We start from the raw sequence: 24,276 nt of genomic DNA, 5'->3' as shown, positions 1-24,276 counted from the left end.
CGACGAGGAGGATCGGGCTCATCGTCAGACCGGTCGTTGTGGATCATGGCGCGCCCGTCCGGCTGACGTCGGCGCGGCGTTCGGGAACACGTCCGACCGCGGCGAGGGTGTAGGGCGCGCGGGGGTGGCGGGTCTCCTCCGGCTCGGGCCAGCGCCGGGTCGTGGTGATGCCCGGGTCGAGCAGATCGAGATCAGTAAACAGCCGGGCGAACTCATCGACGCTGCAAGGCTGCGGGTGCGGCGGCACACAGCGTTGGTGTGCTCGGCACCAGCGGGCCGTGACCGCCCGCAAGGCCACGAGATCGCCGGGGTTCGCGGGCGCGAGCAACGGCTCGTCCGTCAGGTGCGTGATCGCGACAAGACTGCCCGGATGCAGACGTTGTGCTAGGCGTCGCGGCACGGAGCGGCCGTCGATTCCGGGTTCGGCGAAGTGCAAGAGGTCGACTGCCAGTACGCACACGCGTTGGGTGAGATCGAGCAATCCCTTCGTGGACAGGTGGGTGAGCATCGTGCCGACAGCGAAGAGGTTTCCCCGCACCATGTTCGATCGGTGCCGAGCGCGGGGGTCGTCCTCGAAGTCGCCCCGACCGTGGGCAAGGACGAGCGGGTCGTGGTCGACGAGCACGATCGTGGGATCCTGCTCAGCGTCCGCGCCGATCACCGCCGCGTGTGCCGCGCTGGTGTGCACGTGTCCTGACCCCAGTTCCACGAACTGGGTGATGCCTTCGTCCAGCGCGTACTCGATCACCCGGGACGTAAAGGCGCGCCGCATCCGCAGCGCCGTTTTCGCGTACGGGGCGATGCGTTTCATTTCCTCGGCGACTTTGTGATCGAGCAGCCATGCCCGGTCGCCGTTGGCGACGATCGCGTTCTCCACCCGCGAGATATGCGGATAACACAGGCATAAGCGCGGCAGTTCGCCCCAGTGGCGCTGTTGGCGAATCCGGTTGTGTGGCCAGGTAAAGGTCGCCCCGCATCCGCCGTGCGGATGAGAACACAACCCATTCCAGTAGCGCCCGCGTTCCTCGGGCATCGGCGAGATCGTCACGCTCATGCAGGTGCTCCTGCCAGTTTCGCGAGGTGTTCGGCGGCGCCGGCGAGATCGGGTACCACGGCGACACGCGGGTCGCGGTGAACGTCGTCCGGGATGTCGACGTCGCGGGTGTTGACGAGCACGGCGGCCCGGCACCCGGCGGCGAGCGCTCCCCGGATGTCTTCGGGCACGCGGTCCCCGAGGTGCACGATGTCGCTGACCGGCACCTGGTGCTCGGTGGCGATCGTGGTCCAGGACCGGGGCTGGGGTTTGCGTGCACGCAGCTGGTAGCTGGTGTACACCCCGGCGAGGTGCTGCCCGCACTGGTCAAGAAGGTCGCCCATCCTGGCGGGCCCGGCGATGCAGGAGACGTTCGACAGCGCCACCACCGGTGCCAGGGCCGCGAGGCGTTCCAGGGCGGCCAGCGTGCCGGGGTAGGCGGTGAACCCGCCGGTCGGCCAGATCTGCGGCCAGTCGGAGGTGTTGATGAGCAACCGCTCGCGCACCAGTTCGGCGACCTCGTCGGTGAGTTCGGGCACGACGTGCAGGATGTTGCGGTCGATCTCGGCCGCGTTGTCCGGCGCCAGCGCGATGTCCCGCAGCACGTCCGCCGTGCCGGGCCGATCGAACGAGCCGAGGGTGTCGCCCACGTCGGTGGTGATCAGCACGCGGTACCTCGCACTCGACGGCGCGCGGGAACGGCGAGGTGGGCCATCACCGCCGCCGCGATGACACCCAGAAGTTTGTGGAGCCCTTGGTCGAGGTCGGAGAGCGCCGTGCCCGGCCCGGACGTGTCCGGTTCGGTATCGGGCTTGCGCATCACGGTGGCGACCGCGATGAAGGTGTCCTTGTGGTTGACCCGCTTCGCCAGCCACAACAGGAAACGACGACGGTCGATGATCCAGTGCGTCCCGAAGTTGATCACCGCACCGGCCAGCTGGGCACGCCACGGCAGACGCAGGCCGAGGATGCGCGCGACGGCCTCGGTGACGATCAGTTGCCCGGCGGCGTAGGTCAACACGTGAGCTGTGGCCGCGCGGCGCCCGACGACGCAGGCCGGCACCGGGGTCTCATTCTCACGCGAGACCTCGGCTGCGGATTTGCCGTCGCTGGGGTATACCAGCTCGTCGCCGTGTAGTCCTTTGAGGACAGCGTCTTTCGGACGCTGGAGCCAGCGGTCAGCCCATAGATGCGACCCGTGGAACGCGCTGGCGAGTGCCCCGAACAACGCGATTCGTTCCACAGCGCGGTCTGGGAAGTTGGCCGTGGTCATTCGCCGTGCTCTTCGGTGCTGCGGCCGTCGTCGGAGCGCTTGTAGAACAGCTCGAGGTAGACGTCCGCGTCGGATTCGCGATCGGCGCGGCGGGGCTGGTCGAGGTCGATGCCCCAGACCTGGACTTCGGCCTGTGCTGGGTCGGCCAGCCACTCGGCTGCGGCGGCGAACACCTCGGCGCAGTCTCGGCCGCTGACCGTCGTGCAGTCCACGGCGTCGTCCGGTGCGAATTGTCGGCGTGGCATACGAACCTTTCTCTTCGAGATACTTCGCGGGAACGTGACCGGCGAGCGTTGACTGTGCTCAGCCGGTGCCGGGAAGCGACGAGGCGATGTGCTCACCGCCGAAGTCCTCAGCGGTCTGGTCGGCCACGACCGGTGTTCCGGTGGCCAGCAAGAACTGGCGTGCCGCCGCGACCACTGAATAACGGGCGGGCGCGGTGTAGCCACCGGCGCTGGCGCCGAAGCGCAGCCACGGCCCGAGCCGCGCCAGGTACGTCAGCCACAACCGTTCGGCGATCGCGGGAATATCGGCTCGCAGCGCCCGGGCGGCATGCCAGGAGTTCAGCAGCGGCTCGGGCCAGCCCGCGGCAACGCCCGGTCGCGAAGCCACTACCTGGGCCGCCCGCGAGCACTGCGTCAGCATCTCCGGCGGCGGAAGGTGTCCCTGGACCAACCCGAGATCGGCCACCCACGGCACTACCGGCGCCGGGTCGCGCTCCGAGGGGCCGACCGACGCCATCCGCAACGCGATCGGCAGCAGTGCGGACGCTTCGCCACGATCCACCGGATCCCGGTTCATCGACCGGGCGAACGCCTCGGAGTGCGGAATGCGTGGCAAGGTCTGCCCGACATCCAGACCGGCCTCGCGAACGGCTGCCAACAGGCCCAGGCCGTGCCCGTGCTCCCAGCCCATGCGCATCAAACCCCAGGACGGTGAGAGCGCGTGGGGTACGGCGTCGCCGGAGAGCACCAGCGTGCGGACCTGCGGGTCCACCAGCGTCAAGCCCAGCGCTGGCGCGCATAAGGGCCGCAGCACGTGAATGGCGAGCAATCGCTGCCACCACGGCGCGGCCAACGGGGTGCACACCGCTCCCGGTCGGTCCTGCTCGCGCAGTCGGCGCAACGCCGACGCGAGCCGTGACTCCGCAGCTGGCGCTTCAAGATCCGCAGGCACGTCTGGATCTGCCAGCACCACCTCCTCTGCGCCGACCTGCGCGGCGTGGCGCAGGCCGCGCCCCACCGCCGCGCCCCAGCTCGCGCCCGGCAAGGTCAGCACCACGTGCGTCGCGCGCAAACCGCTGGAGGCGAACCTCATTTGGGTCGACGGGTCCTTCCGGTCGCTGGTATCAACCAGCACCGTGCACACCGGCCGACCGCGCGCTCCGGCTAGCACCGCATCCTCGACGTGGCGCGCGACCATGCCGATGGTCGCCGTGTGTGCGTGAGCAGGGAGCACGATCACCGCCGGCATCGACCTGCCCTCGTCCGAGTCGGTGCGGGGTGGGGCGGCGAAACCACGAGCAGGAGGGGGAATCGTCGAATTGCTCTGTGGTTCCGCCGCCCCAGTCCTCGCAGCAACGCCCGGAACCCCTGGGGGAAGGGCCTTAGCGGGCTGCGGCGAGGACATCGGGGGCACGGTCTTACTCGCCACCATCGGCGTGCACTCCCAGCTGGCGACGACTTGAGTGAGTGCCCCGTGGGGGCTTCCTGCCGACGTCCGGAGTTGTGGCGTCGGCGCGGATGCCCAAGCGGCGTTCGGCCTCCTCCGCGATCACGCGCAGCGGTCGATCCCGCTCGCGCAGCACTACCGGTGCCAGGTGTGGCGTCATGAGCAGTCGCGCCTTGTCCGCAGTGCCAGGTGTGGTTTTCACTGGCGATGAAAGGAAAAGATCTCGATGTGTCACCAATGGTCGCATCTGCCGCGCCTCACTGCTGTGCATTTTGACAGCTAGACGATCGTCGGTCATGGAATTCATCCCCCAAAAGAATGGCCGGTAAGCTACGGCGGATTCAATGACGAAACGGCGCGCCGGGTGTCCACAATTGCGGGGCGCTCGCGATTACTAAGCGGGGTGTCGCACGCGCATCGGCAGCTGGCAAGTCCAGCAAATCCGCGACGCACGAGAACAAGTCGCCGTCGCGCTCCCACGTCACTCCGCCACCTGCGCGCGGATTTCCAACTATCCGCCGTGCCAAGCAATCCTCCGGGCTGCGCATGCGAATCGTGTCCACCACATCGGAGTCCGGGTGCGCATACGATCCAGCAAGCTCAACCAGCTCACCGGCGTGATCGGTCACCGACATGAAATGCCACCCGCGCCTTGTCAACTCACCCAGTGACTGCTCAACTTGCGCCGCCTCGGCGTAAGAATCAGGTGTTGGCACGCCCACCATCTCCCAATGAGCTGCGGCGCGAAAATGCCCGCCCCCCGCCCATGTCGCGACAATTCGCCCGCAGTGAGCGAAAACGACCCACGAAACATTCGAGACGAGGCGACCGACGGGCATGACTGCCCGCCGATGCCCGCGAATCTCGGCATTCGCGAAAACGAATCGTCATAGTCACCCCTTTCGCGCGTCGTTGCTGAGCGTGAGACGGGCGAGACTATGAGCGAACGCAGCGGGCGAAGTGCCACCAAAGTGCCACAATCGATCATCAGAGCATTGTTCGGCCAGAAGCCGATCCCTGCCTACCCGTCCCTCCTGCGTAGGTCCAGTGTCCAAGCGCCAGAAGCACGGTACTGCGGTTACCGGCGGGTAACCCGAACTGTCAGTTCGGGTGCCTTGAGCGACGTGCTTGGTGTCAGAACGGAAGGCCAATTTGGCCGGCGAGGCGGGAGGCTTCGGCCGATACCGATCGTTGGCCGCGCTCGATCGTCGTGCGCAGCAACTTGTGCGCCGTTGGCCGGAACTGCATGTCTTCCGCAGCTTCCGACGCGGCCGTTTCCAGCAGTCGGAGGCTTCGGGCGTAGTCCCGGCGTTGCTGGTAGCCCTTGGCCTGGTCGAGCAGGAACGCGACCCGCCGTTCGATCGAGGGTGAGTGTTGGGGTTCGATGCGTTCCGCGAGACGCAGCCCTTCGGCAGCCTCGCCTGACTCGAGTTCGATGCTGACGGCGTACATGGCCACGTTCGTCGGGCCGAAGGCCGTCCAGCAGGTGTTGCGCTCGCCTGTCTTCTCGGCGAGCGGGCTGGCCAGCCGGAGCCGGTCGCGAGCGCCCCAGGCGTCTCCGTTGCGCACAGCGGCGATAGCCGCGATGAGTAGCAGAGCCCCGGACACGGCCAAGGCATCGAGGTTACCGTTCGCGCGGAACGGGCGGAGCTCGTCGACGGCATGCATGGCGACTGCTTCGGCTCCCTCGGTTTGCCCGTCGGCCAACAAGACCTGGGTCAGGTTCCAGCGAACCCCGGCCAAGCGGACCGGGTCGTCGGCCTCTTCCGCAGCCCGGACTGCGCGATCGGCGACCAGCAATGACAGGTCACCGCGGCCAACTCGCTTGGTGACGGTGCGGACCAAGCAGTAGAGATCCGCTGCCGACCTGTGCGCGGCGCGGCTTCCCGCCGCGTCGGCGCCGCGAAGAGCTGCTTCTGTCTCGCCGATGAGGGTGGGCAGTTGGGCGGTCAGCGCGGTGTAGCGGTGCGGCGATGTTTGCCAGGTTCTCCACGCGTCGAGTACCGCACGGCGCACTTCGTCATTCCCGCGGAAACCCGGTACGGGTGTTGCCGGGCTTACAAGGGCGCGATAGAGGGCGTCCGCAGCGGCGCTGTCAGTGTGCTGCCGAGGTGGCGGCGGCACCACGCCGAGCAGCTCGCCGAGATCGACGTGGAGGACGGTTGCCAGCTCGGCCAGCACGGCGAGCGTTGGGACTTTCTGGCCACGCTCGATTTGGTAGAGGTAGTCCGGTGTGATGCCAGCCAGCCCGGCGACGACCGCCTTGGTTCGGCGAGCAGTGGTCCGGTAGAACCGGATCCGCTCGCCCACCACATGCGCCAGATGATCGCTCATTGCGAAGTTCCCGACCGCCCTCCAGGGTCGCGACCAGGGTAAACGATACTGTCCCGGGCTCGGCCGGTTGGTGGTGAAAGACTTTCTGCATGAGCGCGCCTGAACCGCCCCGAACGCTGGTGCTGTGGGATGTCGACCACACGCTAATCGAGACCCGCGGTGTGGGACGTGCGGTGTACGACCGTGCATTCCGCGTTGCGACGGGCAAACCGCTGGCCAGGCTCGCGGCGATCGCGGGCCGGACCGAGCTCGGCATCATGACCGAGTCCCTGCGCATCAACGGTGTTGACCCCACCAGCGAAGCCGTTGAGCGGCTCACGGCAGCCCTTGTGGCGGGCTACAACGAGATGGCCGACGAACTCGCCACGACCGGTCGAGCGCTGCCTGGTGCTCGGCAGACGCTCGCCGCGCTGGCGACCGATCCCCGCGCCCACCAAGGTGTGCTGACCGGCAATCTCCGGGAGGTTGCCCGGATCAAACTCGAGGTCTTCGGGCTGGCGCGATACCTCGACCTGGAAACCAGTGCTTTCGGTGACGATGACGCCAGCCGCCCACGTCTCGTGCAGATCGCCCAACGCCGCGCCTTCGAACGCCTCGGTGTGCCGTTCGACAACAGCCGCACCGTGCTGATCGGCGACACGCCCCACGACATCCAGGCAGCGCTGACCGCCGGTGTACGCGCGATCGCGGTAGCGACCGGCAAGAGCACCGAAGACGAACTACGCGCGGCCGGCGCGGTCGAGGTCGTTCCGGCACTGACCCCAGACATGATCGAGCGGCTGGTGGCCTGAACACGCCCGGCGCAACGCCGCCGACACGCCTTGCGGAACACCCGGTCGAAGGATCGCGGCCCCTCAGCGATGCTGGAAGAACCCGGACTCGACCGCGCCCACGAAGGCGTTCCACTCGTCATTGTCGAACACGAGTACCGCACCGTCCGGGTTCTGGCTGTCGCGCATGCCGACCGCGTTGCTGGTGAAGGAAAGTTCGACGCATTGGTTGCCGTTGGGATTACTCAGGGGCGACTTGACCCACTCGCGGAAGTCCGTGTCGAGGTGCGCCTTGTTGCCGTTCTGGATATCCATGGCTGGGGAGATGCCTTCCGGTGGTCTTGCGCGGCTACAAGCTGGCAGCGAAGTCGAGCAGGAAGCGCCGCGCCCGCTCCTGCCCGATGGCCGCGGCTTTCTGCTGGTCGAACAGGTCGAGGTAGCGGGCGGTCTTCTTAGCTCCTTCGACGTACTCGCCGCCGTCATGCTTCTCAAGGTAGACGATGCTGACCTGCGGATCCGCCTCATATTGGAACACGGTGTAGTCGTGACTCTGCCCCATGTAGTAACCGATGTCGAACGGGACGATCTGCAGCTCGACGTTGGGCCGGTCGATCACCTCGACCAGGTGCGTGATCTGGGGTTTCATCGCCTCGGGGCCGATGGGTGTCCGCCGTAGCGCCGCCTCGTCGATGATGAACCAGAACTTCTGGCTGGTGTTGTCGAGCACCCGCTGCCGCCCGAGCCGGTTCGCGGTGTCGCGATCGATGTCGTCCTGGGTGGGCGAGGGGCGCCACGCGCGGAACTGCGCGCGCATGTACTCCTCGGTCTGAAGGAGGCCGGGGATCACCATGGCCTGATGTGACAAGAGTTCGTTGCAGCTGGGTTCCATGTCCACCAGCAGCCGCATCTGCTGCTTGAACCGGGTACTGAACGCGCCGCGCTTGGTGCGCCGGTTGCTCTCCGCCTGCAACGCCCGCGCATAGGCCGTGTCGTTGTCATCGGCGCCGTAGAGGTCGAGCAGCGCGTCGAGCTCCATCGCCTTGATGCCGCTGCCGCCCTCGATGTGGGCGATCTTGGACTGCCCGCAGCGCAATCGTTGCGCGGCCTGCTCTTGGGTGACCTCTGCTCGGAGACGCTGCCGTTCCAGTTCGGCGCCGAGCACGATCTTCATGACCGCGGGCGGCAGCTGCTGATGCTGAGTCACGCCATCTCCTTACCGGATCACACTCGCGGCCACCGAGGATGCCCGCCACGTCACCCAATTGGCGGACTATCTAACTTTCATATTCAAATTATAGTCGATGGGTGTCCCGACAAACACCCAGGACAGAGGGAGCTTCCAGTGGCGACTATTAAAGTTAGCATCGCCGCCGAGGTGGCTATGTCCACCCCCGCACAGTTGAGCCTTGCTGACACTTCAGTGGGGCCGCCGATCGCCGGGATGGTCGTAGGGGCGCTCCTTCTCGTGGGCTGCGTGGCTGGAGCCGGTGCCGGGTGGTGGTATGCCGCCGAGCGGCGGCGCGTGCGCCGCTGCCGAGCGGAGCAACCACCGCTCCCGAACCCCGAGGCGCCGACGCCGACCGGGCTCCATCCTCCCGCCTCCCGGGATGTCGAGACCGTCGCCCAGCCACGCAGCCCCTTCCACCTCCGCACCCGCCGGAAACACGCCGTATGACGACACAAGCCGAGCAACCCCGAAAGGAGGCGCCATGAAACGACGAACGCGCGCAGTACCCCTGCTCACCCTGCTTGCGAGGTTGGGATGGCAGCGGGACCGGCAGGCATGGACGGTGCCGTGCCGGGACGAGCACGGCCGCCGCCGGCATGTCCGGGTGTCGGTCGACGAACGCGGCCCCCAGATCACGTTCGACCAGCCCGGCGCTGCGGTGTTCGATCCGCTGGCCAGCGGACGGCTGCGCGCGGCGCTGCGTGAGGCGATCGAAGTCCACGCGCGGCTTAGCGAGCCAGGCCGGGAGCGGGTGCCCGCACCTCGAAGTCATCCCGGAGCTGCGCCCACGCCGCATCGCGAGGTTCCAGATGGGCGGCACTCGGCGATGACTGCAGGTCGGGTTCGGGTCGTTCTCGGTGAAGACGATGAGGGCGAGCCCAGCGGTCGTCACGCGCTCACGTCGACACCCGTGGCCATATCCGAGGCTGCGTGATGGTCGGAGCCCGTGAAGTACTGGATCGGCGGCCTCACCGGGGATCGTCGCATGGCGCAGGGGGCCGTGCGGTGACCGTAGGGCAGGCCGTCGATGTCGTCGACGTACCGGTAGAGCTGGCGCGGCCCGTGGTGGCCGAACTGACGGCGGGCTGCCTTCGGGGCCCGGTCCTGCGGCGCGGGCCCGGACGGTGGGCAGTACTGACCGCACCGCATCGGCGGGGCGATTTCGCGTTGCCGGAATCGTTAGTGCGAGCCAACGTGCGGCTGCTGCCGGAAGGTTTCACAGCTCTCACTGCCGACGAAGATCTGCGGAGGAGCAAGGAAAGGACCAGGAGACGGCGACTGGGTGGTGCCACCCAGGCAGAACCAACTTCTGCCACCATGCAGCGCGGTCGTCGCGTTGCTGGCACGGGTCGCGCGGGGAAAGGCGCCCTCGTGAGCCGGCACGCCCTCGACGAAGCTCGCGTGCCCGAGCTTCTGCCCAACCTGGGCCCGTCAACCGAGTTCGGCGCCGAGCCCGCTCACTCACCGCCAGACGATGAGGTGTGCGAACGCGCCGTGTTGTTCGAGCAGGTGCTCGAAAGTCTCTATCGGTGGGACACCGACGGGCCACGCCGCACGCAGGCGGAGTTCCATGACTGGTTCACCCCCATGGTGGCGAGCGGTGGACCTTCGCCCGCGGACGAGGCGTCCGCCCCAGCGTCGGAGGCGGGTGATGCTCGGTGTTGAGCACGCATCCGTATCCAGCGGGCGAACTGACGGAGATGCGTTGCGCCGCGACCGACTACGCCGCGCACGGCTGGCTCATCTGCCCTGGTGCCCGGGTTCCGCACCCCAGGCCGGACACCTCCGACGGCCGACCTTCACCCGAGGAAGCCGACCTGGTGTGCCGGGGCGAGCCCCTCTCTAAGGACGAGGCGTTCGACGCGTGGACGGATCGGCCGTGGCCCATTCTCCTGCGCCCGGGCGCAGTGGGAGCGATCGATCTCGGTCCTGGCGATGGCCGGACCGAAGCGATCCTGCGGGACGCTGGGTGTCTCGGGCCGATCTTGGTTGGGCCGGGCCCGCGCTGGCACCTGATCGTCGAACACGCCCCCGACCAAGGGACTCGAGCGATTCAGCCTCCGCGATCGGTGCGAGAGGGATGCCTGCTGCTGCCGCCGAGCCGGGTGCCGTCGTGGATCTCGCGCTGGCGAATCAGCCCGGAGGAGACCGGCTGGTCCTTGCCCGACCACAGCAGCGCGCGGGCCGCGCTGAACGCCGGAACACGAAGGGACTGATGGGCATGTCTGTTGCATGCAGTGCACCCCCGGCATCGGCCGGGGACACCGCAGCGCGGTGGTGCGAGTACTACTGGGCCACGTGCGGGCTTCCTGCCCAGCTCTTGGACGGCAACCGAATCGCCCTGCGCCTCGGTGGGCTGCTCGGCGCAGTCACGATGCCCGCCACGCTGGGCCGGAAGGTCGCGCCCAGCCTGCATGTGCGGGCCATGCCCGCCCCGGCGCTGGTGCACCCCGGTGGAGAACGGTGGACGTTCCTGAGCGGCCCGGGCAGCGCGACGCTGGAGCACATGGCCGCGCTGGTGCCGATGGGCGTCAGCGTGGTCGGGGACGACGCCCTGGTGGTACTGCCGTCGCCGGAGACCGAAGCGCTGGATCTGTGGCGCTGGGTCGATTGGCCCACCCGGGCCGATCTGCCCGCGCAGGCCGCGCTGCTGGCCACCACCCGCGCACTGGCCGCTCCGGTGCCGACCGCTCGATCGGAGACGCCATGACGCCCGCAACCTCGTTCGATGCCGCCGAACCGACAACCGGGATGAGCTGCCGTATGGATGGCGCCGGGGTCGACGTCGCGTCCTGGTGGGCGCTGCGCCGGGCCGCGCGCGGAGCGCTGCGTCGCCACGACGGCGAGTTGTTCACCGACGGGGGCCGGGCGGTGCCGGAGTGGATCGCGCAGGCATGTGCCGAACTGCTCGCGTCCGGCCATCTCGCCGCCGATGCCGATCGGCCGCTCACGCTGACCGCGTCCGGATCGGCGGCGCTGGCAGGCGGACAGCCGTGAACAGGGCGAGCGTCGATCCGGAGCTGGCCGCGCTGCGTGGCGAGCTGATCGAGCGTGCAGCCGCCGATCAGCGCGCCCGCGCCGAGCTCGACCCAGCGGCTCCCACACCGGAGCAGTGGGAGACCGTTCACCTCGTCGACGAGGACAACGTGCGCTGGTTCGCGCCCATCGTGGCGGTGCACGGCTGGCCCGGCCGCCGCACCGTCGGTGTCGACGGCGCGCACGCCGCCTGGGTGCTCGCCCAGCACGCGCCCGCGCCGTACCGGGCCTGCTGGCTGCCGAAGCTGCGCGCCGCGGTCGCCAATCGCGACGCCGCACCCCGCGACCTGGCGTTTCTCTCCGATCGGGTCGCGACCGACCAGCAGCGTGCGCAGCGCTACGGCACCCAGTGGCTGCGGCTCGGCACCGAGGCGGCCGGCCGGCTCTACCCGCTGCACCGTCCGGCCGAGGTCAACCTCGCGCGCGCCGATGTCGGGCTCGCCCCGATCCCCGACGCCGAGATCGCGACCGCCTACCTCAGCTACGACGAGGTCGCCGCCGCAACCAGTGGAGGTTCTCGATGACCACCGTGCAATGGGGCGTCAGCCCATACCATCCCGGACGCGCGCACACCGCCCTGCCCGACACCGACGTCTCCGTGTGCACCCGGCACCTGCACGACGGCCAGCTCGTGCTCGGCTCCTTGAGCCCGCGCCGCCCTGCGAACCTGCGGATCTGCCCGGAATGCGCCGTGGAGACCGTGGCGCTGCTGTTTCCGATCCCGACTCCCTACCCGCGTACTTCCGTCGCGCAAGCGTCATAACACTCAGTAACCCATAAGTAGGACTACTCTGATGCGCTGAGTAGTGTCCCGTGTCACGATTAGCCCGAAAGGTGTAATCGGTTACCCGGTAGTTGCATCCGGCGGGAAGATCAAGGTATCCAGGAAAGATCGGGTGATCTCCCGCCGTCGGGGAGAGGTCTTGCAGTTCGGGACTGGATGAGCTGGGAAATCTCCCGAATGCTGTGAGTGGTGGCTGTCATGCGGGTCTGCAGCGTGACAGCGGCGAGACGCCCCCGGCGAGGGCGTTGGGTAGTGACGGCCTGTCACGGATGGGTCGGTCACTCCGCGTGTCGGCGCGGGACAAACGAATCTCGGCTGTCGCGGTCGTCGCTCCACTGGTGAAGCGGACGTCCGATCCGGTCCCCACAGCCTGCGGCCCCGTCCACGGATGGGACCGGGACGCTTCTACTCCGCCACGGCGGCGGGTCGGGCGTCATCGATCCAGGGGGAGATAGTGACATTGAGGTCCATCAACAGTTTTGCCGAGGCGGTGCATCGGTTGCGCCGTCGGCGGGGGATGACGATCGGGGATATCGCGGCGCGGACCAACTACAGCGCGAGCTACCTGTCGAAGATGCTGCACGGCGCGCGGCCCCTCGCGCCCGCGCTGGTCAGCGAGGTCGACCGCGCGCTACGCGCCGAAGGCGAACTGGAAAAGCTCGCGCGCGAACAGGACGAGGCTCGCCGCCCGCCTGCCCGGCCGATGCAGCTGCCGCCGGCCGCCGCGGACTTCGTCGGCCGCGAGACCTACCTGCACCAGCTCGACGCCGCACTGATCACGCAAACCCGGCCGGGAGCCGCCGTCACCGCCGTCATCGAGGGCGGATTCTGGGTCGGCAAGACCTCGCTGGCGCTGCACTGGGCCGCGCGGGTCCAGGAGCGCTTCAGCGGCGGCTGCCTGTTCGCCGACATGCGCGGGCTAGCTCCAGGCAGCGCCGTGGATCCTGGGGAAATCCTGGATGGCTTCCTGCACGCCCTCGGCGCCGGTATCGACGCGCAGCGGGGCACCATCGACGAACGCGCCGCGCGGTACCGCTCACTGCTGGCCCAGCGGCCCGCCGTGGTCGTACTGGACAACATCGCCAGCTACGACCAGGTACGGCACCTGCTACCCGGCGCGGGCAGCGTGGTGGTGCTGACCAGCCGCGAACACCAGCCCTCGCTGCTGCTGCACAGCGGCGGCCTGCACATCGACCTGCCACCGCTGACGACGGAGGAGGCCCTGACCCTGCTACGCGCGCGGATCGGCGAGGCCCGCGTCGGCGCCGAGCGCGAGGCGGCCGAGGCGATCGTGCGCCGCTGCGGGCGGCTGCCGATGGCCGTGCTCGTCGCCGCCGAGCGCATCCAGCAGCACCCGCACGACTCGCTGCAGGACCTGGCCGACCAGCTCGCGAGCGAGAACCGACGCCTGGACGTGTTCACCTCGTCGGATCCCACGGTGAACATCCACGGCGTCATCGACCTGTCCTACCTCGCGCTCTCGCCGCGCGAGCGGCGGGTGTTCCGGCTGGCCGGCATCATCCCCGCCTCGTTCATCAGCGCCGAGGCGGTCGCCGCCCAGTCCGGTCTCAGCCCCGACGGTGTTCGCGAAACCCTGGATGTCCTGCGCCACGCGCACCTACTCGAAGCGGCGCCGGTCGGCGCCGGGCGCATGCGGATGAACCACCTCCTGCGCGCCTACGCCTACCAGCGTGCCGTGGTCGAAGAGCCCCTCAACGAGCTGGAACGGGCCCACGACCGGCTCCTGCGCTGGTACGTGGCCACCGCGTGGACGGCGAGCAACGCGCTGGCCCCGAACTGGGCGGGCTCCGGGCTCACCCTCGATGTCGAACTCGACACCGCTTTCGGCGTCGCCGCGCCATTCCCAGCTGGCGACTACCACGGCGCGCTGGCCTGGTGCGAGACCGAAGCCGCCACCGCGATCGAACTCGCCCGCCACGCCCGATCCCGCGGTGCGGGAGACGCCGCGTGGATGCTGCCCGCCCTCTTCTTGCCCTACTTCTACCTGACCAAGAACTGGAGCGCCTGGCTCACCGCCAGCACCGAAGGGCTTGCCGCCGCGCACGCCCTGAAGAGCGTCCCTGGCGTCGCTCGCAGCACTCAGAGCGTTGGCTGGGTCCTGCACGAACTCGGACGTACCGAGGAAGCCATCGAGCACCTGCGTCGCGCGATCGAGCTGCAGGCCGAGCTGGGCGACGATCGCGCCCGCGCCTGGAGCGAGTTCGGCCTGGCCGCCGCCTACACCGCCTTCGACCGCCACGACGACGCCAAAGCCGCCTACGAACTGGCCGAGACGCTGTTCGCGCGCGTCGGACTCGACCTCGGCGTCGCCGTCGTCCGCGCCATGCTCTCCGGAACGCACCAGAACCTGGGCAACACCGACGACGCCCGCGCCCTCGCGGAGGACGCGCTCGCCCGAGCCCTCGCGATCGCGCCGAAGCAGCCCGTCGCCAGCCTGGCCCACCACCAGCTCGGCCTGGTCCTGCTCCAGCAGCACCACGCGCGCGCCGCGCTGACCCACTTCGACGCAGCCTTGGCCGTGCGCCGCATCGGCCGCGAACGCTGGGGCGAGGCCGAGACGCTTGTCGCCCGAGCCGAGGCGCTGGCCAAGCTCGGCGACGCCGACGGTGCGCGCGCCTCCTATCGCGCGGCGGGCGCGATTCTCGAATCACTGCAAGACCCGCGCGCGCTCGACATCCAGGCCCAGATCGCCACGATCAACGTCTGCCTGGGCGTCCGCGGCGAGCCCTGCGCCTAAACAAAAGCCGAGGGCGCCACGTTCTCTCGTCTCCGCGACGCCGGGCTCCGGTGTGACACACCCGGAGCCCACTGGAGCTATTCACGTGTATGCCGCTACGCTAAACCGCGCGCACGCCCGGAATAACAGGAAGTATCGAGGCGGACACCCTGCGCCGCCATTTCCTTCGCCAGATGACAATGGTTTTCATCTGGACAAAACGAGCACAAAACGAGCACAAAAAAAGCACAAGATTGTCCTCGGACAATCGAGCTCGACGGGCCCTCGTTGTTCCACTGTGGAGTCATGCGAGCCGAGCCACCTCCCGGAACCATCGGTCCAGTCGGGGGATCGATGGCGTCCCGCGCGGCTTCGCTGGCCGGGGTGACACTCCTCCCCCCAGGTGTCACCCCGGCGCCCGGCATCATGTCCGCGCACCTCATCGCAGGGGAAACATCGGCAGGCCGAAATCTTCCCTTCCGCAGCAGAGCCGTATTTGACTGCCTGAATAGGAATCTGCCCATAGTCGCATTCCGGCATGCGTTGTCTCGTCCGGAAAACCCTGGGGGTCTCTCAATTTCAGCGCCCGTCTCGCGGGCCGGTTCAACGATGGCCCGGACCGTCGGCTCGCTCTGCGGGCCATCGCCTGTAGACGGCCAGCAGCACCCGACTCCGGGAGCCCAGCCGCGCGCGGACCAGGCGGTGCGGGGGCTCGCCAGGAACCCAGCCTTTGCGTCCCCCGCACCTCCACTTCCGCCCTCCAGCCCCCACCGTCTCGGACGGAGCACGCCGATGGTGCACTTCCTCCTCCTTTGCTCCCACACGCGCTGCCTGGACGAGATCGGCGACGCTGAGATCGCCGAACTCGTCGAGAACCCGCAATCCATTCCCCGCTACGTCTGGTGCGACCACTGCGTCACGTGGCAGCCGGTCGCCGAACTCGTCACCGCTTCACCCGCGGCCGACAACGCCAGCGACTCGGGCGAATCGGCCGACACCGAACCCGTCGCCGACGTGAGCGCTGCGGAGGGAAACGCCCACACGGCCCTTCCCTGCCCACGCCTCGAACAGAACGCGGGAACCGCCGACGACGCCGAACCCAGGCCCGGTGCGGACAGCGCGGACTCGCCCGAGCCCTCCACACGACGCACCACCGGACGACACCGCAGGTTCTCCCGATCGGAGCAGTACGCGCGATGACTCCACTCCTCTACCGCACGCAGTCCGTCACGGCGAGCACAGCGCTATCCGCTGACCAGAACCATGACCAGCGCACCGGCCAGAAGGCACGGACCGAACGGCACCACCGTGGCGCCGTTGTCGGCACGCTGGCGGGCGCCGGGCACGGCGACCGCAACCAGGGCGAGCACCGAGGCCGCCAGCAGCGCCCCGGCGACCTGGGGCCATCCGCTCCACCCGGTCACCAGCCCGACCACGGCAGCGGCGCTGACGTCCCCGGCGCCGACACCCCCGCCCGTGGCCACAGCCAGGACCAGGAACAGCACGCCCGCCGCCGCCAGCGCGGCGAGCGCCCGAACACCCGGCGCGGGGTCGTGGCGTGCCAGGCACAGCACCCCGAATCCCACCAGGACGCCGGCCAGCTGCGGCCACATCAACGCCCGGGGCAGCCGATGCTCGCGCCAATCGATCACCGCCAAGGGGACCGCCAGCACGGCCACGAACCCGTAGACGGCGAGTTCGCCGCGGGCTCCGACGCGCCAGCCCAGCAACCCCAGGACAGCGGCGGTGAGCACGGCGCCGAGCCACCACGACCCGGCCAGCGCCCGCTCGCCTCGCAGGAACCGCCGGGTGAGCCCGCTGGCCGCCGCGCCGAGCACCAGCCCGACCGAGGCGGCGCCAGCGGTCCACCACCAGCTGCTGGTTGTCAGCTGCACGACCCCTCCGGCCCTCGCGTGATCACCCTGTACGCCATCCTGCCCGCCTGCTCCTGGGCCCCACCCGCACTCAACCCAACGGGTGAACTTCACCCCGGAGCGGCTGCCCGGAGCATCAACGCCACGAAAGTCGGTCTTGGGACGAGCCCACCACCGGGGTGTATCACGGTGTGGCCTGCCCACGCTGACCAGCGATCGTCGACGAAATGGGGGACCGTGATGACCCACCACCGCAGCACCCGCCTCGCCCTGGCCGCCCTCGCCACCGCGACCGGACTCGGACTAAGCGCCTGCAGCTCAGACAACGGCGCGGCCCCGGCCTCCTCAACGCCCACGCCGCCGCCCGCCCCCAGCACCACGGCCGCCTCGCCCGCCGACATCGCCAAGCAGAAGGCCACCGCCGCCTACTTGGGCTTGTGGGAGGACGTCGCCGCCGTGGCGACCACGTCCGATTGGCAGTCGCCCCGGCTGGCCGACCACGCCACCGGCGACGCGCTGTCGGTGCTGTCGCGCCAGATGTACGCCGATCACTACAACGGCCTGATCACCAAGGGAAAGCCCGTCAACACCCCGGTCGTGCAGTCCGTGGAGCCGCAGGACGCACCCAAGACCGTCATGATCCGCGACTGCTCGGACGCCACGAACTGGTTGAAATACCGCGCGGACAACGGACAACCCGCCGACAACGAGCCAGGTGGCAAGCACCTGATCAACGCCGAGGTGAAGCTCGCCGTCGACAGCTCCTGGCGGGTGACCCGGTTCGCTGTGGAAGGAACCGGAACATGCTGACCGCAAGACGACTGGGCACCCTGACGATCTTGACCTCCGCCGCGATACTCGTGAGCCTCACACCCGCGCTGGCCGGCGACTGGTACGGCGACGTCAACTGCGGCCAGAACTCCTACGCCGGATGCGAACTCGGCGCGGGACAACGCGGTGGCGGCAAGCCCGCACCGCGACCGGGACCGCGCCCCGGCGAACCGAAATCACAAGCCGGGAGCCCGGACACCCCAGCCCCTCCACCCGGCGACCGGATCGTCGGCGGCGACGACAACAAGGCCGATTGCTCGTATGTGCGCAGCGACTACCAGCCACCGGCCAACGGAATGCAGACGGTCAGCTACCACCCACGGCCCTCGCGCTCCGGCGGTGTGCAGTTCGTGTCGCTATCCCGTTCGCGACCCGAAGCCATAGTCCTGGCGCAAGCTCCAGAACAGGGCGGCGGGTGGTACGTCTACCAATGTTCCGGCCAGGGCATGCGCGACGCCCTCTACCGGGCACCGGTATGGATCCCCGACGGTCAGGCACCGGGTGCGGCGCCCTTGCCCTCGCCGGAGGAGCTGGCGGAGCAGGCGCGGTCGCAGCTGCGGTTACCGAGTCCGGCGATCGTGTCGAGTCCGGCCGGGACGCAGCTGGTGCGACTGCCGACCTGGTTGTGGTTGGACCGCGCGATGTGGCAACCGCAATCGGCGACAGCGTCCGTGCCAGCGATATCGGTTACTGCTACCGCGACCCCGACCTCGGTGTCCTGGGCGATGGGTGATGGCAGCACCGTGACCTGCATCGGGCCAGGCACCCCATTCCCCGCTCACGGTGATCCGCACGCGTCTTCGCCCGATTGCGGCCACACCTACCAACAATCCTCGGCCGGTGCCCCGGGCGAGCGGTTCCCGGGCACGGCGACGGTGTCGTGGCGGATCACCTGGTCCGGCGGCGGGGCCGCGGGGACCTTCCCGGACATGACCACCAGTGCCGCGGCGTCCTTCCGGGTCGCCGAAGCCCAGGCCCTGGGCACCGGATAGGCCGGAATGTCTTTTCCCAACTGAATTAGTCATTTTCGTTTCTTTCCTTTCCTGACCGCGTATTCGCGGCGGCATTTCTCGCCGGATGAATACGTGGTGCGGGCGAGCTATGCCTGGAGGACTTCTCGTGACCAGCACCGACACTCCCGCACGCGGCCACAACGCGACCGGTGAACCCCGGCCGGTGTCGTGGCTGGACCGTTCCGGCTCTCCCGCGACGTCAGCTCCGCGCCGCGGTCGCCGCAGGCGGCTGCCGCACCTGGTGACCGGGGTGCTCCTGGTCGTGCTGTGTGTCGGGGGCGCGGTGTGGTGGACCACCAGCACCCAGGACCGGACGCCGATGCTGGCGCTGGCGAAACCGGTCGCGCTCGGGCACGTGCTGACGCCCGCGGACCTGCGCAGCATCGACGTGTCCGCCGCACCGGGCGTGGCACTGATTCCGGCGGACCAAGCGGCCAGCGTGGTGGGGCGGCCGATGGCGACCAGCCTCGGGCCTGGAGCGCTGCTGACCCCGGACGCGGTGGGCGGTGCCGCGATCCCGGCGGCGGGCCGGGCCGTGGTCGCGGTCGGCGTGAAGCCCGGGCAGTTCCCGCCCGAACTCGCCGCCGGAACCCCGGTGACCGTCGTCGTCACCGCCGCCACCGCGGCGGGAACCTCGACCACCACCGCGCAAGGCCAAGGCCCGGGTACGTCCTGGCGGGCCACCGTCGTCGGCGTGTCCCCGGCGGGCACGGACCAGACGAGCGTGGTGTCGCTGGACCTCGACACCGGGAGCGCGTCGCAGCTGGCGCAGGTCCCGGCCGGTCAGCTCGCACTGGTGATGCAACCCGCGGGCGGTGGCCGCTGATGCTCATCGCGTTGTGTTCGGTGAAGGGCTCGCCGGGAGTGACCACCCTGGCCGTGGCCCTGGCCGTGAAGTGGCCGCAGACGGAGAACACCCGCCGTCTGGTCGCCGAGGTCGACCCGGCCGGCGGCGATCTGGCGATGCGCTTCGGCCTGCCCGCGAGCCCGGGGCTGGTCAGCCTCGCCGCCGCCGCGCGCCGCACCCGCGACCCCGCGGTGGTGTGGGAGCACACCCAGGCCCTGCCCAGCGGCGCCCGCGTGCTGCTGGCCCCGCCCGGCGGCGCGCACGCCCGCGCCGCGCTGTCCACCCTGGCCACCGCCCCGGACGGGCCGCTGCTGCCCACCGTCGCCCGCGAACCGGGCGTGGTGGTGCTCGCAGACTGCGGGCGCGTCGATCCGGGTTCCCCGGCCGAGGCAATCGCGCGCCGCGCCGACGCCCTCGTCCTGGTGACCGGCACCCAGGGCGACGACCTCGCCCACACCGCGGCGCGCCTGGGCGAACTGGCCCGCTGGACCCCGCGCCCGGGCCTCCTGCTCACCGGAGACGGCTACCCGACCGCCGATGTCGAGCGCGAGCTGGGTGTACCGGCGATCGGCCGCATCCCGCACGACCCGGCCGCTGCCGCCACCTTGACCGGGCACCGGCCACCACCGGCCCGCCGCCGCGGTAACGGCGGCCTCGCCCACCAGGCCGCAGCCCTCGCCCGCACCCTCGCCGGACCCGCCGCCCCAGCCGCCCCGCCGTCGGCGAACGCGCCGGGGGCCGTACCAGGCGTGCCCGCCCAGCAGGTGCGCCATCAGCCGGGCGGCGGCGTCATCACCCCGCCCGGACCGGCACCTCACCCGCCGCGCCTGGTGCCCACGCCACCGCAGGTCAGCGATCCGCATCGCAACGGCCATCAGCCCAGCACCGCAGGGAAGGAGCCACCCGCATGACCCGCACCGACTACCCAACAGCGCCCCCTACCGCGCCCGGCGGCCCGGAGGACGCCGAGCACAGGCTGCGCGCCTGGCTTCGGCAGGCGCTGACCACGGACCTGCCCGGCCGGGTCGAGGCCGCCACCCGCACCAACGATGGGCCGTTGCCCCTGGCGCGGCGCCGGGAGATCGGCCGCGAGGTCCTCGACACCGCGGTCGCCGCGCACAGCGAGGCCGAACTCCTCGCCGGGCGCGCCCTGGTCGATTCCGCGACCGAGCAGCGGGTCGTCGACCAAGTCCTCGACGAGGTCTTCGGCCTCGGCGGACTGCAACCGTTGCTGGCCGACCCGTCCGTGGAGACGATCGCGGTCAACCGCTACGACCGGGTCTTCGTCCAGTACAGCGACGGCCGCCGCGCCCAGGTCGCCCCCGTGGCCGCCTCGAACGAAGAACTCACCGACCTGATCCGCACGCTCGCGGCGCGCGCCTCGTCCGAGGAGCGCCGGTTCGACCGCGGCAGTCCCGCGCTGAACCTCCAACTGCCCGGCGGCGAACGGCTCTTCGCGGTGCTCGGCCTGACCGCGGGCGGGGTGACGGCGTGCACGATCCGCCGGCACGGCTACCTCACCGCCACCCTCGCCCAGCTCCGCCGCCGCGGCACCCTCGACGTCGGCCTGGAACGGTTCCTGCGCGCGGTCGTGCGGGCCCGCAAGAACGTGCTGAACACCGGCGGCACCGGCGCCGGCAAAACCACGTTGCTACGCGCGATGGCCGCCGAAATGGACCCCATGGAGCGCATCGTCACCGTGGAGGACGCATTCGAGCTCGGCCTCGGCCTCGACCCCGAGCTGCACGCCGACGTCACCGCCCTGCAAGCCCGCGAACCAAACGTCGAGGGTGAGGGCGCCATCGATCAGGCCGAACTCGTCCGCTGGGGGCTGCGCATGTCTCCGGACCGGGTGATCGTCGGCGAGATCCGCGGCGCCGAACTCATTCCCGCGTTCAACGCCATGAGCCAAGGTAACGACGGGTCCATGGCCACGTTGCACGCGTCCAGCTCGAAGATCGCGTTCACCCGGCTCGCCTCCTACGCCGCGCAGAGCCGCGAGCGACTACCGCTGGAAGCCACCGCCCTGCTCATCGCGTCTGCGGTGCACTTCGTGGTGCACCTCGACCGCGCGACCGACCGGACAACCCGGGTGATCGCCTCGATCCGCGAGGTTGTCGGCGCCGAAGACGGATCGGTGATCTCCAACGAGGTCTACCGGCCCGGCCCCGACGGCCGCGCGGTGCCCGTGGCGGGGGCGCTGCGCGCGGACACCCTCGACGACCTGGTCGCTGCCGGGTTCGACCCGGACCTGCTGAGCCGCCCGGAGGGGTGGTGGACGCCATGAGCCTCGACACCACCACCCTTCTCGCCGCCGTGCTCGGCTTGGGGGCCGCCGTCGGCGTGCTGCTGATCGTGGCCGCCGGGCGCCGGCCCGCGGCCGCGTCGCCGCCCTCGCGGCGCGCCGGGCTGGTTCGCGCAGCGCGCGGCCAGGCAGGCGACCGGCGTGCGCTGCTGCGCCTGACCGTGGCCGTCGGTACGGGCGTGCTGACCGGAGCCGTCACCGGATGGATCGTCGGCGCGGTGCTGGCCGCCGCCGCGGTGTGGTTCCTGCCCCGGTTGGTCGGCCCGGATCGCGCCCACCGGCGGCGGGTCGCGCGGATCGAGGCGATCGCGTCGTGGACGGAGATGCTGCGCGACGTCCTGTCCGCCGCGGCGGGACTCGAGCAAGCCATCCTCGCCACCGCCCCGCTCGCGCCCGCGGCCATCCGCAGCGAGGTCGCCACGCTGGCCGCGAGGCTGGAAAGCGGCCAGCGCCTGGCGCCGGCGCTGCGAGCGTTGGCGCGCGAGCTGGACGACCCGACCGCGGACCTCGTTCTCGCCGCCCTGGTCCTCGCCGCCGAGCACCAGGCCCGCCAGCTCGGCGACCTGCTCGGCTCGCTGGCCACCACCGCCCGCGGACAGGCCGCGATGCGGATGCGCGTGGAGACCGGCCGGGCCCGGACGCGGACCTCGGTGCGGGTCATCGTCGCCACCACACTCGCCTTCGCCGCCGGGGTCGTGGTGTTCAACCGCGCCTACCTCGACGCCTACAACACCGCCACCGGCCAGATCGTGCTGCTGCTCATCGGTGCCCTGTTCGCCGCCGGGTTCGCCTGGCTCGCCCGGATCGCCGCCAGCGGCGGGCAAACCCGGGTGCTGGCGCTCGACGCCCCGGACGTGACCGGAGCGCCTGACGGCGACGAGGCGACGGTCAGCGGAGGTGAGCGCTCATGATCCCCGCTCTGCTGTTCGGCGCCGGGGCTGGTGCCGGTCTGTGGCTGCTGCTGACCTGGGCCCTGCCACCGGCCCCGGCACTGAGCGACCGGCTCGCCCAGGTCAGCGCGCGACCACCGGCCACACCGATCGTCCTCGCGGCGGACGCCGCCTGGGTGCGCAGCTGGGGCCGGGTCTTCGTCCCGGGCCTGCGCATGCTCGGGCTGCCCGGCACGAAGATCGAGGCCGATCTGCGGGTCACCGGCCGCGGCACCGATACCCACCTGGCGTCGAAAGCGCTGCTCGCCGTGGCCGGGCTGCTGGCGCCCTGGCTGCTGCAAGCACTGCTGGCCCTGGGCGGGCTGTCACTGGGGGTCGAGGTGCCGCTGCTGGCCGGGCTCGTGCTCGCCGCCCTCGGCTTCCTGACCCCGGATCTCGACGTCCGCGCCAAGGCCACCCGGCTGCGGCGAGAATTCCGCGACGCGCTGTCCGCGTTCCTGGACCTCGTCTGGATCACCCTCGCTGGAGGCGCCGGGGTCGAGGCCGCTCTCGGCGACGCCGCGGCCGTCGGAGCCGGGCCGGCGTTCGACAAGATCCGCCGCGCCCTGCACGCCGCCCAGCTGACCCGCACCACCCCGTGGAACACCCTGCGCCAGCTCGGCGAGGAACTCGACATCACCGAACTGTCCGAACTCGCCGCCTCGATCTCCCTGGCCGGGACCGAAGGCGCCCGCGTGCGCGCCTCGCTGGCCGCGAAAGCCCAGGCCCTGCGGACCCACCAGGTCACCGACGCCGAGTCCGACGCACAGGCCGCCACCGAACGCATGGCCCTGCCGGTCACGTTGCTGTTCCTCGGCTTCTTGGGATTCATCGCCTACCCCGCGGTAGTCCAAGTCCTCAATGGACTCTAGCCCACCCAGCATCCCTCCTCGCCACCGAGAAAGGCATTGCACCACAAGGGAAAGAAGGCGCCACCATGTTGCACTACATCCGTACCCTCTGGGAGCTGACGCGCACGCGTATCACTCTGTTGCGCGCTGACCCAGAGCGCGGGGAGATCACCACCACCGTCATCGTTACCGCCCTGATGGCCATCGCCGCGATCGCCATCATCGCGATCATCGTGGCGAAATTGACGCAAAAGGCGAACTCGATCAACCTCGGCGGCTGAGGATGCTCACCAGAGCCGCCCGTACTCGCGCCCGCGCGCTGGCCGAGCGTATCCGGCGCGCGCTGCGCGGCGACCGGGGCGAGGTCACCGTCGAACTGGTTATCGCGACCCCGCTGTTGCTGCTGGCGTTGCTGGCGATCATCCAGTTCGCGGTGTGGTCGCACGCCACCCACGTCGCTCAGGCCGCCGCCTCCCAGGCCCTGGCCGCCGCCCGGACCCAGGACGGCACCACCAGCTCCGGGCAGGCGGCCGGGCAGCGCCTGCTCGACGACCTCGCCGCCGGACCCCTGCGCGAGCCCCAGCTCGCGGTGTCCCGCGGTGCGGCCTCAGTGTCGGTGAGTATCCGTGGCGAGGCCGCCACGGTCTTGCCCGGTGTGCACCTGCACGTGCACGCCGAAGCCTCCGGCGAGATCGAGCGTTTCATGCCCGACACCGCGCCCTAGTTCCCTTGTCGCAGCAGCGATCTCGGCGACCGGCCG

At 70.1% G+C, this 24,276-nt stretch carries 26 protein-coding genes; 17 read left to right on the top strand and 9 right to left on the bottom strand.

The annotated features are described in order from the left end of the window. Positions 1 to 43: 43 nt before the first annotated feature. The 6 genes from ATK30_RS16305 to ATK30_RS16280 all read right to left on the bottom strand — a co-directional run bounded on the left by ATK30_RS16305 (position 44) and on the right by ATK30_RS16280 (position 6,311). Entirely contained in the window at positions 44 to 1,054 is a 1,011-nt protein-coding gene (locus ATK30_RS16305; RefSeq protein WP_101436313.1) for an SAM-dependent methyltransferase, read from the bottom strand. Continuing rightward, on the bottom strand, positions 1,051 to 1,701 hold the full coding sequence (locus tag ATK30_RS16300; RefSeq protein WP_101436312.1) for an HAD family hydrolase: 651 nt from the start codon (positions 1,699 to 1,701) through the stop codon (positions 1,051 to 1,053). The genes ATK30_RS16305 and ATK30_RS16300 overlap by 4 nt, the downstream gene beginning before the upstream one ends. Then, positions 1,695 to 2,306 carry a hypothetical protein gene (locus ATK30_RS16295; protein ID WP_101436311.1) on the bottom strand — a complete coding sequence of 204 codons (612 nt, stop codon included), beginning with the start codon at positions 2,304 to 2,306 and terminating at the stop codon, positions 1,695 to 1,697. Before ATK30_RS16295 ends, ATK30_RS16300 begins: the two co-directional genes overlap by 7 nt. Then, positions 2,303 to 2,551: a hypothetical protein gene (locus ATK30_RS16290; protein WP_101436310.1), complete on the bottom strand. Its 249-nt coding sequence runs from the start codon at positions 2,549 to 2,551 to the stop codon at positions 2,303 to 2,305. The genes ATK30_RS16295 and ATK30_RS16290 overlap by 4 nt, the downstream gene beginning before the upstream one ends. Before the next feature lie 58 nt (positions 2,552 to 2,609). Then, a complete protein-coding gene (locus ATK30_RS16285) occupies positions 2,610 to 3,623 on the bottom strand; it encodes a hypothetical protein (RefSeq protein ID WP_143271391.1) in 1,014 nt (337 codons plus the stop codon). A 1,488-nt stretch (positions 3,624 to 5,111) separates the two neighbouring features. Then, on the bottom strand, positions 5,112 to 6,311 hold the full coding sequence (locus ATK30_RS16280; RefSeq protein ID WP_101436308.1) for a helix-turn-helix domain-containing protein: 1,200 nt from the start codon (positions 6,309 to 6,311) through the stop codon (positions 5,112 to 5,114). Positions 6,312 to 6,400: 89 nt separating this feature from the next. Here ATK30_RS16280 and ATK30_RS16275 point away from each other — a divergent pair, with 89 nt between their 5' ends. Further along, complete coding sequence (locus ATK30_RS16275) at positions 6,401 to 7,102, top strand: haloacid dehalogenase-like hydrolase (protein ID WP_101436307.1); 702 nt, start codon at positions 6,401 to 6,403, stop codon at positions 7,100 to 7,102. Positions 7,103 to 7,165: 63 nt separating this feature from the next. Here ATK30_RS16275 and ATK30_RS16270 read toward each other — a convergent pair whose 3' ends face one another. Together ATK30_RS16270 and ATK30_RS16265 are read right to left on the bottom strand one after the other, a co-directional pair. Next, positions 7,166 to 7,396, bottom strand: coding sequence for a DUF397 domain-containing protein (locus ATK30_RS16270; protein ID WP_043835490.1), 231 nt, complete (start codon positions 7,394 to 7,396; stop codon positions 7,166 to 7,168). A gap of 34 nt (positions 7,397 to 7,430) precedes the next feature. After that, complete coding sequence (locus ATK30_RS16265; protein ID WP_244194628.1) at positions 7,431 to 8,285, bottom strand: helix-turn-helix domain-containing protein; 855 nt, start codon at positions 8,283 to 8,285, stop codon at positions 7,431 to 7,433. Positions 8,286 to 8,790: 505 nt separating this feature from the next. Between ATK30_RS16265 and ATK30_RS47105 the strand changes: the two genes are divergently transcribed. The 7 genes from ATK30_RS47105 (at position 8,791) to ATK30_RS45040 (ending at position 16,066) form a co-directional block, all read left to right on the top strand. Further along, positions 8,791 to 9,243: a hypothetical protein gene (locus ATK30_RS47105; protein ID WP_308431755.1), complete on the top strand. Its 453-nt coding sequence runs from the start codon at positions 8,791 to 8,793 to the stop codon at positions 9,241 to 9,243. Positions 9,244 to 10,389: 1,146 nt separating this feature from the next. Next, positions 10,390 to 11,019 carry a hypothetical protein gene (locus ATK30_RS44695; protein WP_143271390.1) on the top strand — a complete coding sequence of 210 codons (630 nt, stop codon included), beginning with the start codon at positions 10,390 to 10,392 and terminating at the stop codon, positions 11,017 to 11,019. After that, positions 11,016 to 11,306, top strand: a complete 291-nt coding sequence (locus ATK30_RS16240) for a hypothetical protein (protein WP_143271389.1) — start codon at positions 11,016 to 11,018, stop codon at positions 11,304 to 11,306. Before ATK30_RS44695 ends, ATK30_RS16240 begins: the two co-directional genes overlap by 4 nt. Next, a complete protein-coding gene (locus tag ATK30_RS16235) occupies positions 11,303 to 11,869 on the top strand; it encodes a DUF6624 domain-containing protein (protein ID WP_101436302.1) in 567 nt (188 codons plus the stop codon). The genes ATK30_RS16240 and ATK30_RS16235 overlap by 4 nt, the downstream gene beginning before the upstream one ends. Next, entirely contained in the window at positions 11,866 to 12,108 is a 243-nt protein-coding gene (locus ATK30_RS16230; RefSeq protein ID WP_101436301.1) for a hypothetical protein, read from the top strand. Before ATK30_RS16235 ends, ATK30_RS16230 begins: the two co-directional genes overlap by 4 nt. Positions 12,109 to 12,583: 475 nt before the next feature. Beyond that, positions 12,584 to 14,887 (top strand): ATP-binding protein, encoded by a 2,304-nt coding sequence (locus ATK30_RS16225; protein ID WP_101436300.1) that lies wholly within the window; start codon positions 12,584 to 12,586, stop codon positions 14,885 to 14,887. A 771-nt stretch (positions 14,888 to 15,658) separates the two neighbouring features. Beyond that, a complete protein-coding gene (locus tag ATK30_RS45040) occupies positions 15,659 to 16,066 on the top strand; it encodes a hypothetical protein (RefSeq protein WP_101436299.1) in 408 nt (135 codons plus the stop codon). Positions 16,067 to 16,110: 44 nt separating this feature from the next. On the opposite strand, the gene ATK30_RS16215 is transcribed toward ATK30_RS45040, so the two are convergent. Beyond that, on the bottom strand, positions 16,111 to 16,761 hold the full coding sequence (locus tag ATK30_RS16215; RefSeq protein ID WP_101436298.1) for a prepilin peptidase: 651 nt from the start codon (positions 16,759 to 16,761) through the stop codon (positions 16,111 to 16,113). Positions 16,762 to 16,980: 219 nt separating this feature from the next. Here ATK30_RS16215 and ATK30_RS16210 point away from each other — a divergent pair, with 219 nt between their 5' ends. The 9 genes from ATK30_RS16210 to ATK30_RS16170 all read left to right on the top strand — a co-directional run bounded on the left by ATK30_RS16210 (position 16,981) and on the right by ATK30_RS16170 (position 24,240). Next, positions 16,981 to 17,550: a hypothetical protein gene (locus ATK30_RS16210; protein ID WP_101436297.1), complete on the top strand. Its 570-nt coding sequence runs from the start codon at positions 16,981 to 16,983 to the stop codon at positions 17,548 to 17,550. Continuing rightward, on the top strand, positions 17,544 to 18,563 hold the full coding sequence (locus ATK30_RS45355) for a hypothetical protein (RefSeq protein ID WP_167441928.1): 1,020 nt from the start codon (positions 17,544 to 17,546) through the stop codon (positions 18,561 to 18,563). The genes ATK30_RS16210 and ATK30_RS45355 overlap by 7 nt, the downstream gene beginning before the upstream one ends. Before the next feature lie 127 nt (positions 18,564 to 18,690). Further along, complete coding sequence (locus ATK30_RS16200; protein WP_229857923.1) at positions 18,691 to 19,410, top strand: SAF domain-containing protein; 720 nt, start codon at positions 18,691 to 18,693, stop codon at positions 19,408 to 19,410. Further along, the gene (locus ATK30_RS16195; protein WP_101436296.1) at positions 19,410 to 20,342 is read left to right on the top strand and encodes a P-loop NTPase family protein; all 933 of its coding nucleotides are present in this window, start codon (positions 19,410 to 19,412) and stop codon (positions 20,340 to 20,342) included. The genes ATK30_RS16200 and ATK30_RS16195 overlap by 1 nt, the downstream gene beginning before the upstream one ends. Beyond that, positions 20,339 to 21,718, top strand: coding sequence for a CpaF family protein (locus ATK30_RS16190; RefSeq protein WP_101436295.1), 1,380 nt, complete (start codon positions 20,339 to 20,341; stop codon positions 21,716 to 21,718). The genes ATK30_RS16195 and ATK30_RS16190 overlap by 4 nt, the downstream gene beginning before the upstream one ends. Beyond that, positions 21,715 to 22,647 (top strand): type II secretion system F family protein, encoded by a 933-nt coding sequence (locus tag ATK30_RS16185; RefSeq protein WP_101440872.1) that lies wholly within the window; start codon positions 21,715 to 21,717, stop codon positions 22,645 to 22,647. The genes ATK30_RS16190 and ATK30_RS16185 overlap by 4 nt, the downstream gene beginning before the upstream one ends. Then, a complete protein-coding gene (locus ATK30_RS16180) occupies positions 22,644 to 23,537 on the top strand; it encodes a type II secretion system F family protein (protein ID WP_101436294.1) in 894 nt (297 codons plus the stop codon). Before ATK30_RS16185 ends, ATK30_RS16180 begins: the two co-directional genes overlap by 4 nt. A 65-nt stretch (positions 23,538 to 23,602) precedes the next feature. Further along, a complete protein-coding gene (locus ATK30_RS16175) occupies positions 23,603 to 23,797 on the top strand; it encodes a hypothetical protein (RefSeq protein ID WP_101436293.1) in 195 nt (64 codons plus the stop codon). A gap of 2 nt (positions 23,798 to 23,799) precedes the next feature. After that, complete coding sequence (locus ATK30_RS16170) at positions 23,800 to 24,240, top strand: TadE/TadG family type IV pilus assembly protein (RefSeq protein WP_101436292.1); 441 nt, start codon at positions 23,800 to 23,802, stop codon at positions 24,238 to 24,240. The last annotated feature ends 36 nt before the right edge of the window (positions 24,241 to 24,276 follow it).

It is taken from the genome of Amycolatopsis echigonensis, assembly GCF_002846615.1.
Classification (GTDB): Bacteria; Actinomycetota; Actinomycetes; order Mycobacteriales; family Pseudonocardiaceae; genus Amycolatopsis; species Amycolatopsis echigonensis.
This window is presented reverse-complemented; position numbering and strand designations above follow the sequence as displayed.

Bases quoted from the DNA above. Each gene is read 5' to 3' on its own strand.
- ATK30_RS16305 (WP_101436313.1), bottom strand. From the start codon at position 1,054: ATGAGCGTGACGATCTCGCCGATGCCCGAGGAACGCGGGCGCTACTGG.
- ATK30_RS16295 (WP_101436311.1), bottom strand. From the start codon at position 2,306: ATGACCACGGCCAACTTCCCAGACCGCGCTGTGGAACGAATCGCGTTG.
- ATK30_RS16290 (WP_101436310.1), bottom strand. From the start codon at position 2,551: ATGCCACGCCGACAATTCGCACCGGACGACGCCGTGGACTGCACGACG.
- ATK30_RS16285 (WP_143271391.1), bottom strand. From the start codon at position 3,623: ATGAGGTTCGCCTCCAGCGGTTTGCGCGCGACGCACGTGGTGCTGACC.
- ATK30_RS16280 (WP_101436308.1), bottom strand. From the start codon at position 6,311: ATGAGCGATCATCTGGCGCATGTGGTGGGCGAGCGGATCCGGTTCTAC.
- ATK30_RS16275 (WP_101436307.1), top strand. From the start codon at position 6,401: ATGAGCGCGCCTGAACCGCCCCGAACGCTGGTGCTGTGGGATGTCGAC.
- ATK30_RS16270 (WP_043835490.1), bottom strand. From the start codon at position 7,396: ATGGATATCCAGAACGGCAACAAGGCGCACCTCGACACGGACTTCCGC.
- ATK30_RS47105 (WP_308431755.1), top strand. From the start codon at position 8,791: ATGAAACGACGAACGCGCGCAGTACCCCTGCTCACCCTGCTTGCGAGG.
- ATK30_RS44695 (WP_143271390.1), top strand. From the start codon at position 10,390: ATGCCTGCTGCTGCCGCCGAGCCGGGTGCCGTCGTGGATCTCGCGCTG.
- ATK30_RS16240 (WP_143271389.1), top strand. From the start codon at position 11,016: ATGACGCCCGCAACCTCGTTCGATGCCGCCGAACCGACAACCGGGATG.
- ATK30_RS16230 (WP_101436301.1), top strand. From the start codon at position 11,866: ATGACCACCGTGCAATGGGGCGTCAGCCCATACCATCCCGGACGCGCG.
- ATK30_RS45040 (WP_101436299.1), top strand. From the start codon at position 15,659: ATGGTGCACTTCCTCCTCCTTTGCTCCCACACGCGCTGCCTGGACGAG.
- ATK30_RS16210 (WP_101436297.1), top strand. From the start codon at position 16,981: ATGACCCACCACCGCAGCACCCGCCTCGCCCTGGCCGCCCTCGCCACC.
- ATK30_RS45355 (WP_167441928.1), top strand. From the start codon at position 17,544: ATGCTGACCGCAAGACGACTGGGCACCCTGACGATCTTGACCTCCGCC.
- ATK30_RS16195 (WP_101436296.1), top strand. From the start codon at position 19,410: ATGCTCATCGCGTTGTGTTCGGTGAAGGGCTCGCCGGGAGTGACCACC.
- ATK30_RS16190 (WP_101436295.1), top strand. From the start codon at position 20,339: ATGACCCGCACCGACTACCCAACAGCGCCCCCTACCGCGCCCGGCGGC.
- ATK30_RS16185 (WP_101440872.1), top strand. From the start codon at position 21,715: ATGAGCCTCGACACCACCACCCTTCTCGCCGCCGTGCTCGGCTTGGGG.
- ATK30_RS16180 (WP_101436294.1), top strand. From the start codon at position 22,644: ATGATCCCCGCTCTGCTGTTCGGCGCCGGGGCTGGTGCCGGTCTGTGG.
- ATK30_RS16175 (WP_101436293.1), top strand. From the start codon at position 23,603: ATGTTGCACTACATCCGTACCCTCTGGGAGCTGACGCGCACGCGTATC.
- ATK30_RS16170 (WP_101436292.1), top strand. From the start codon at position 23,800: ATGCTCACCAGAGCCGCCCGTACTCGCGCCCGCGCGCTGGCCGAGCGT.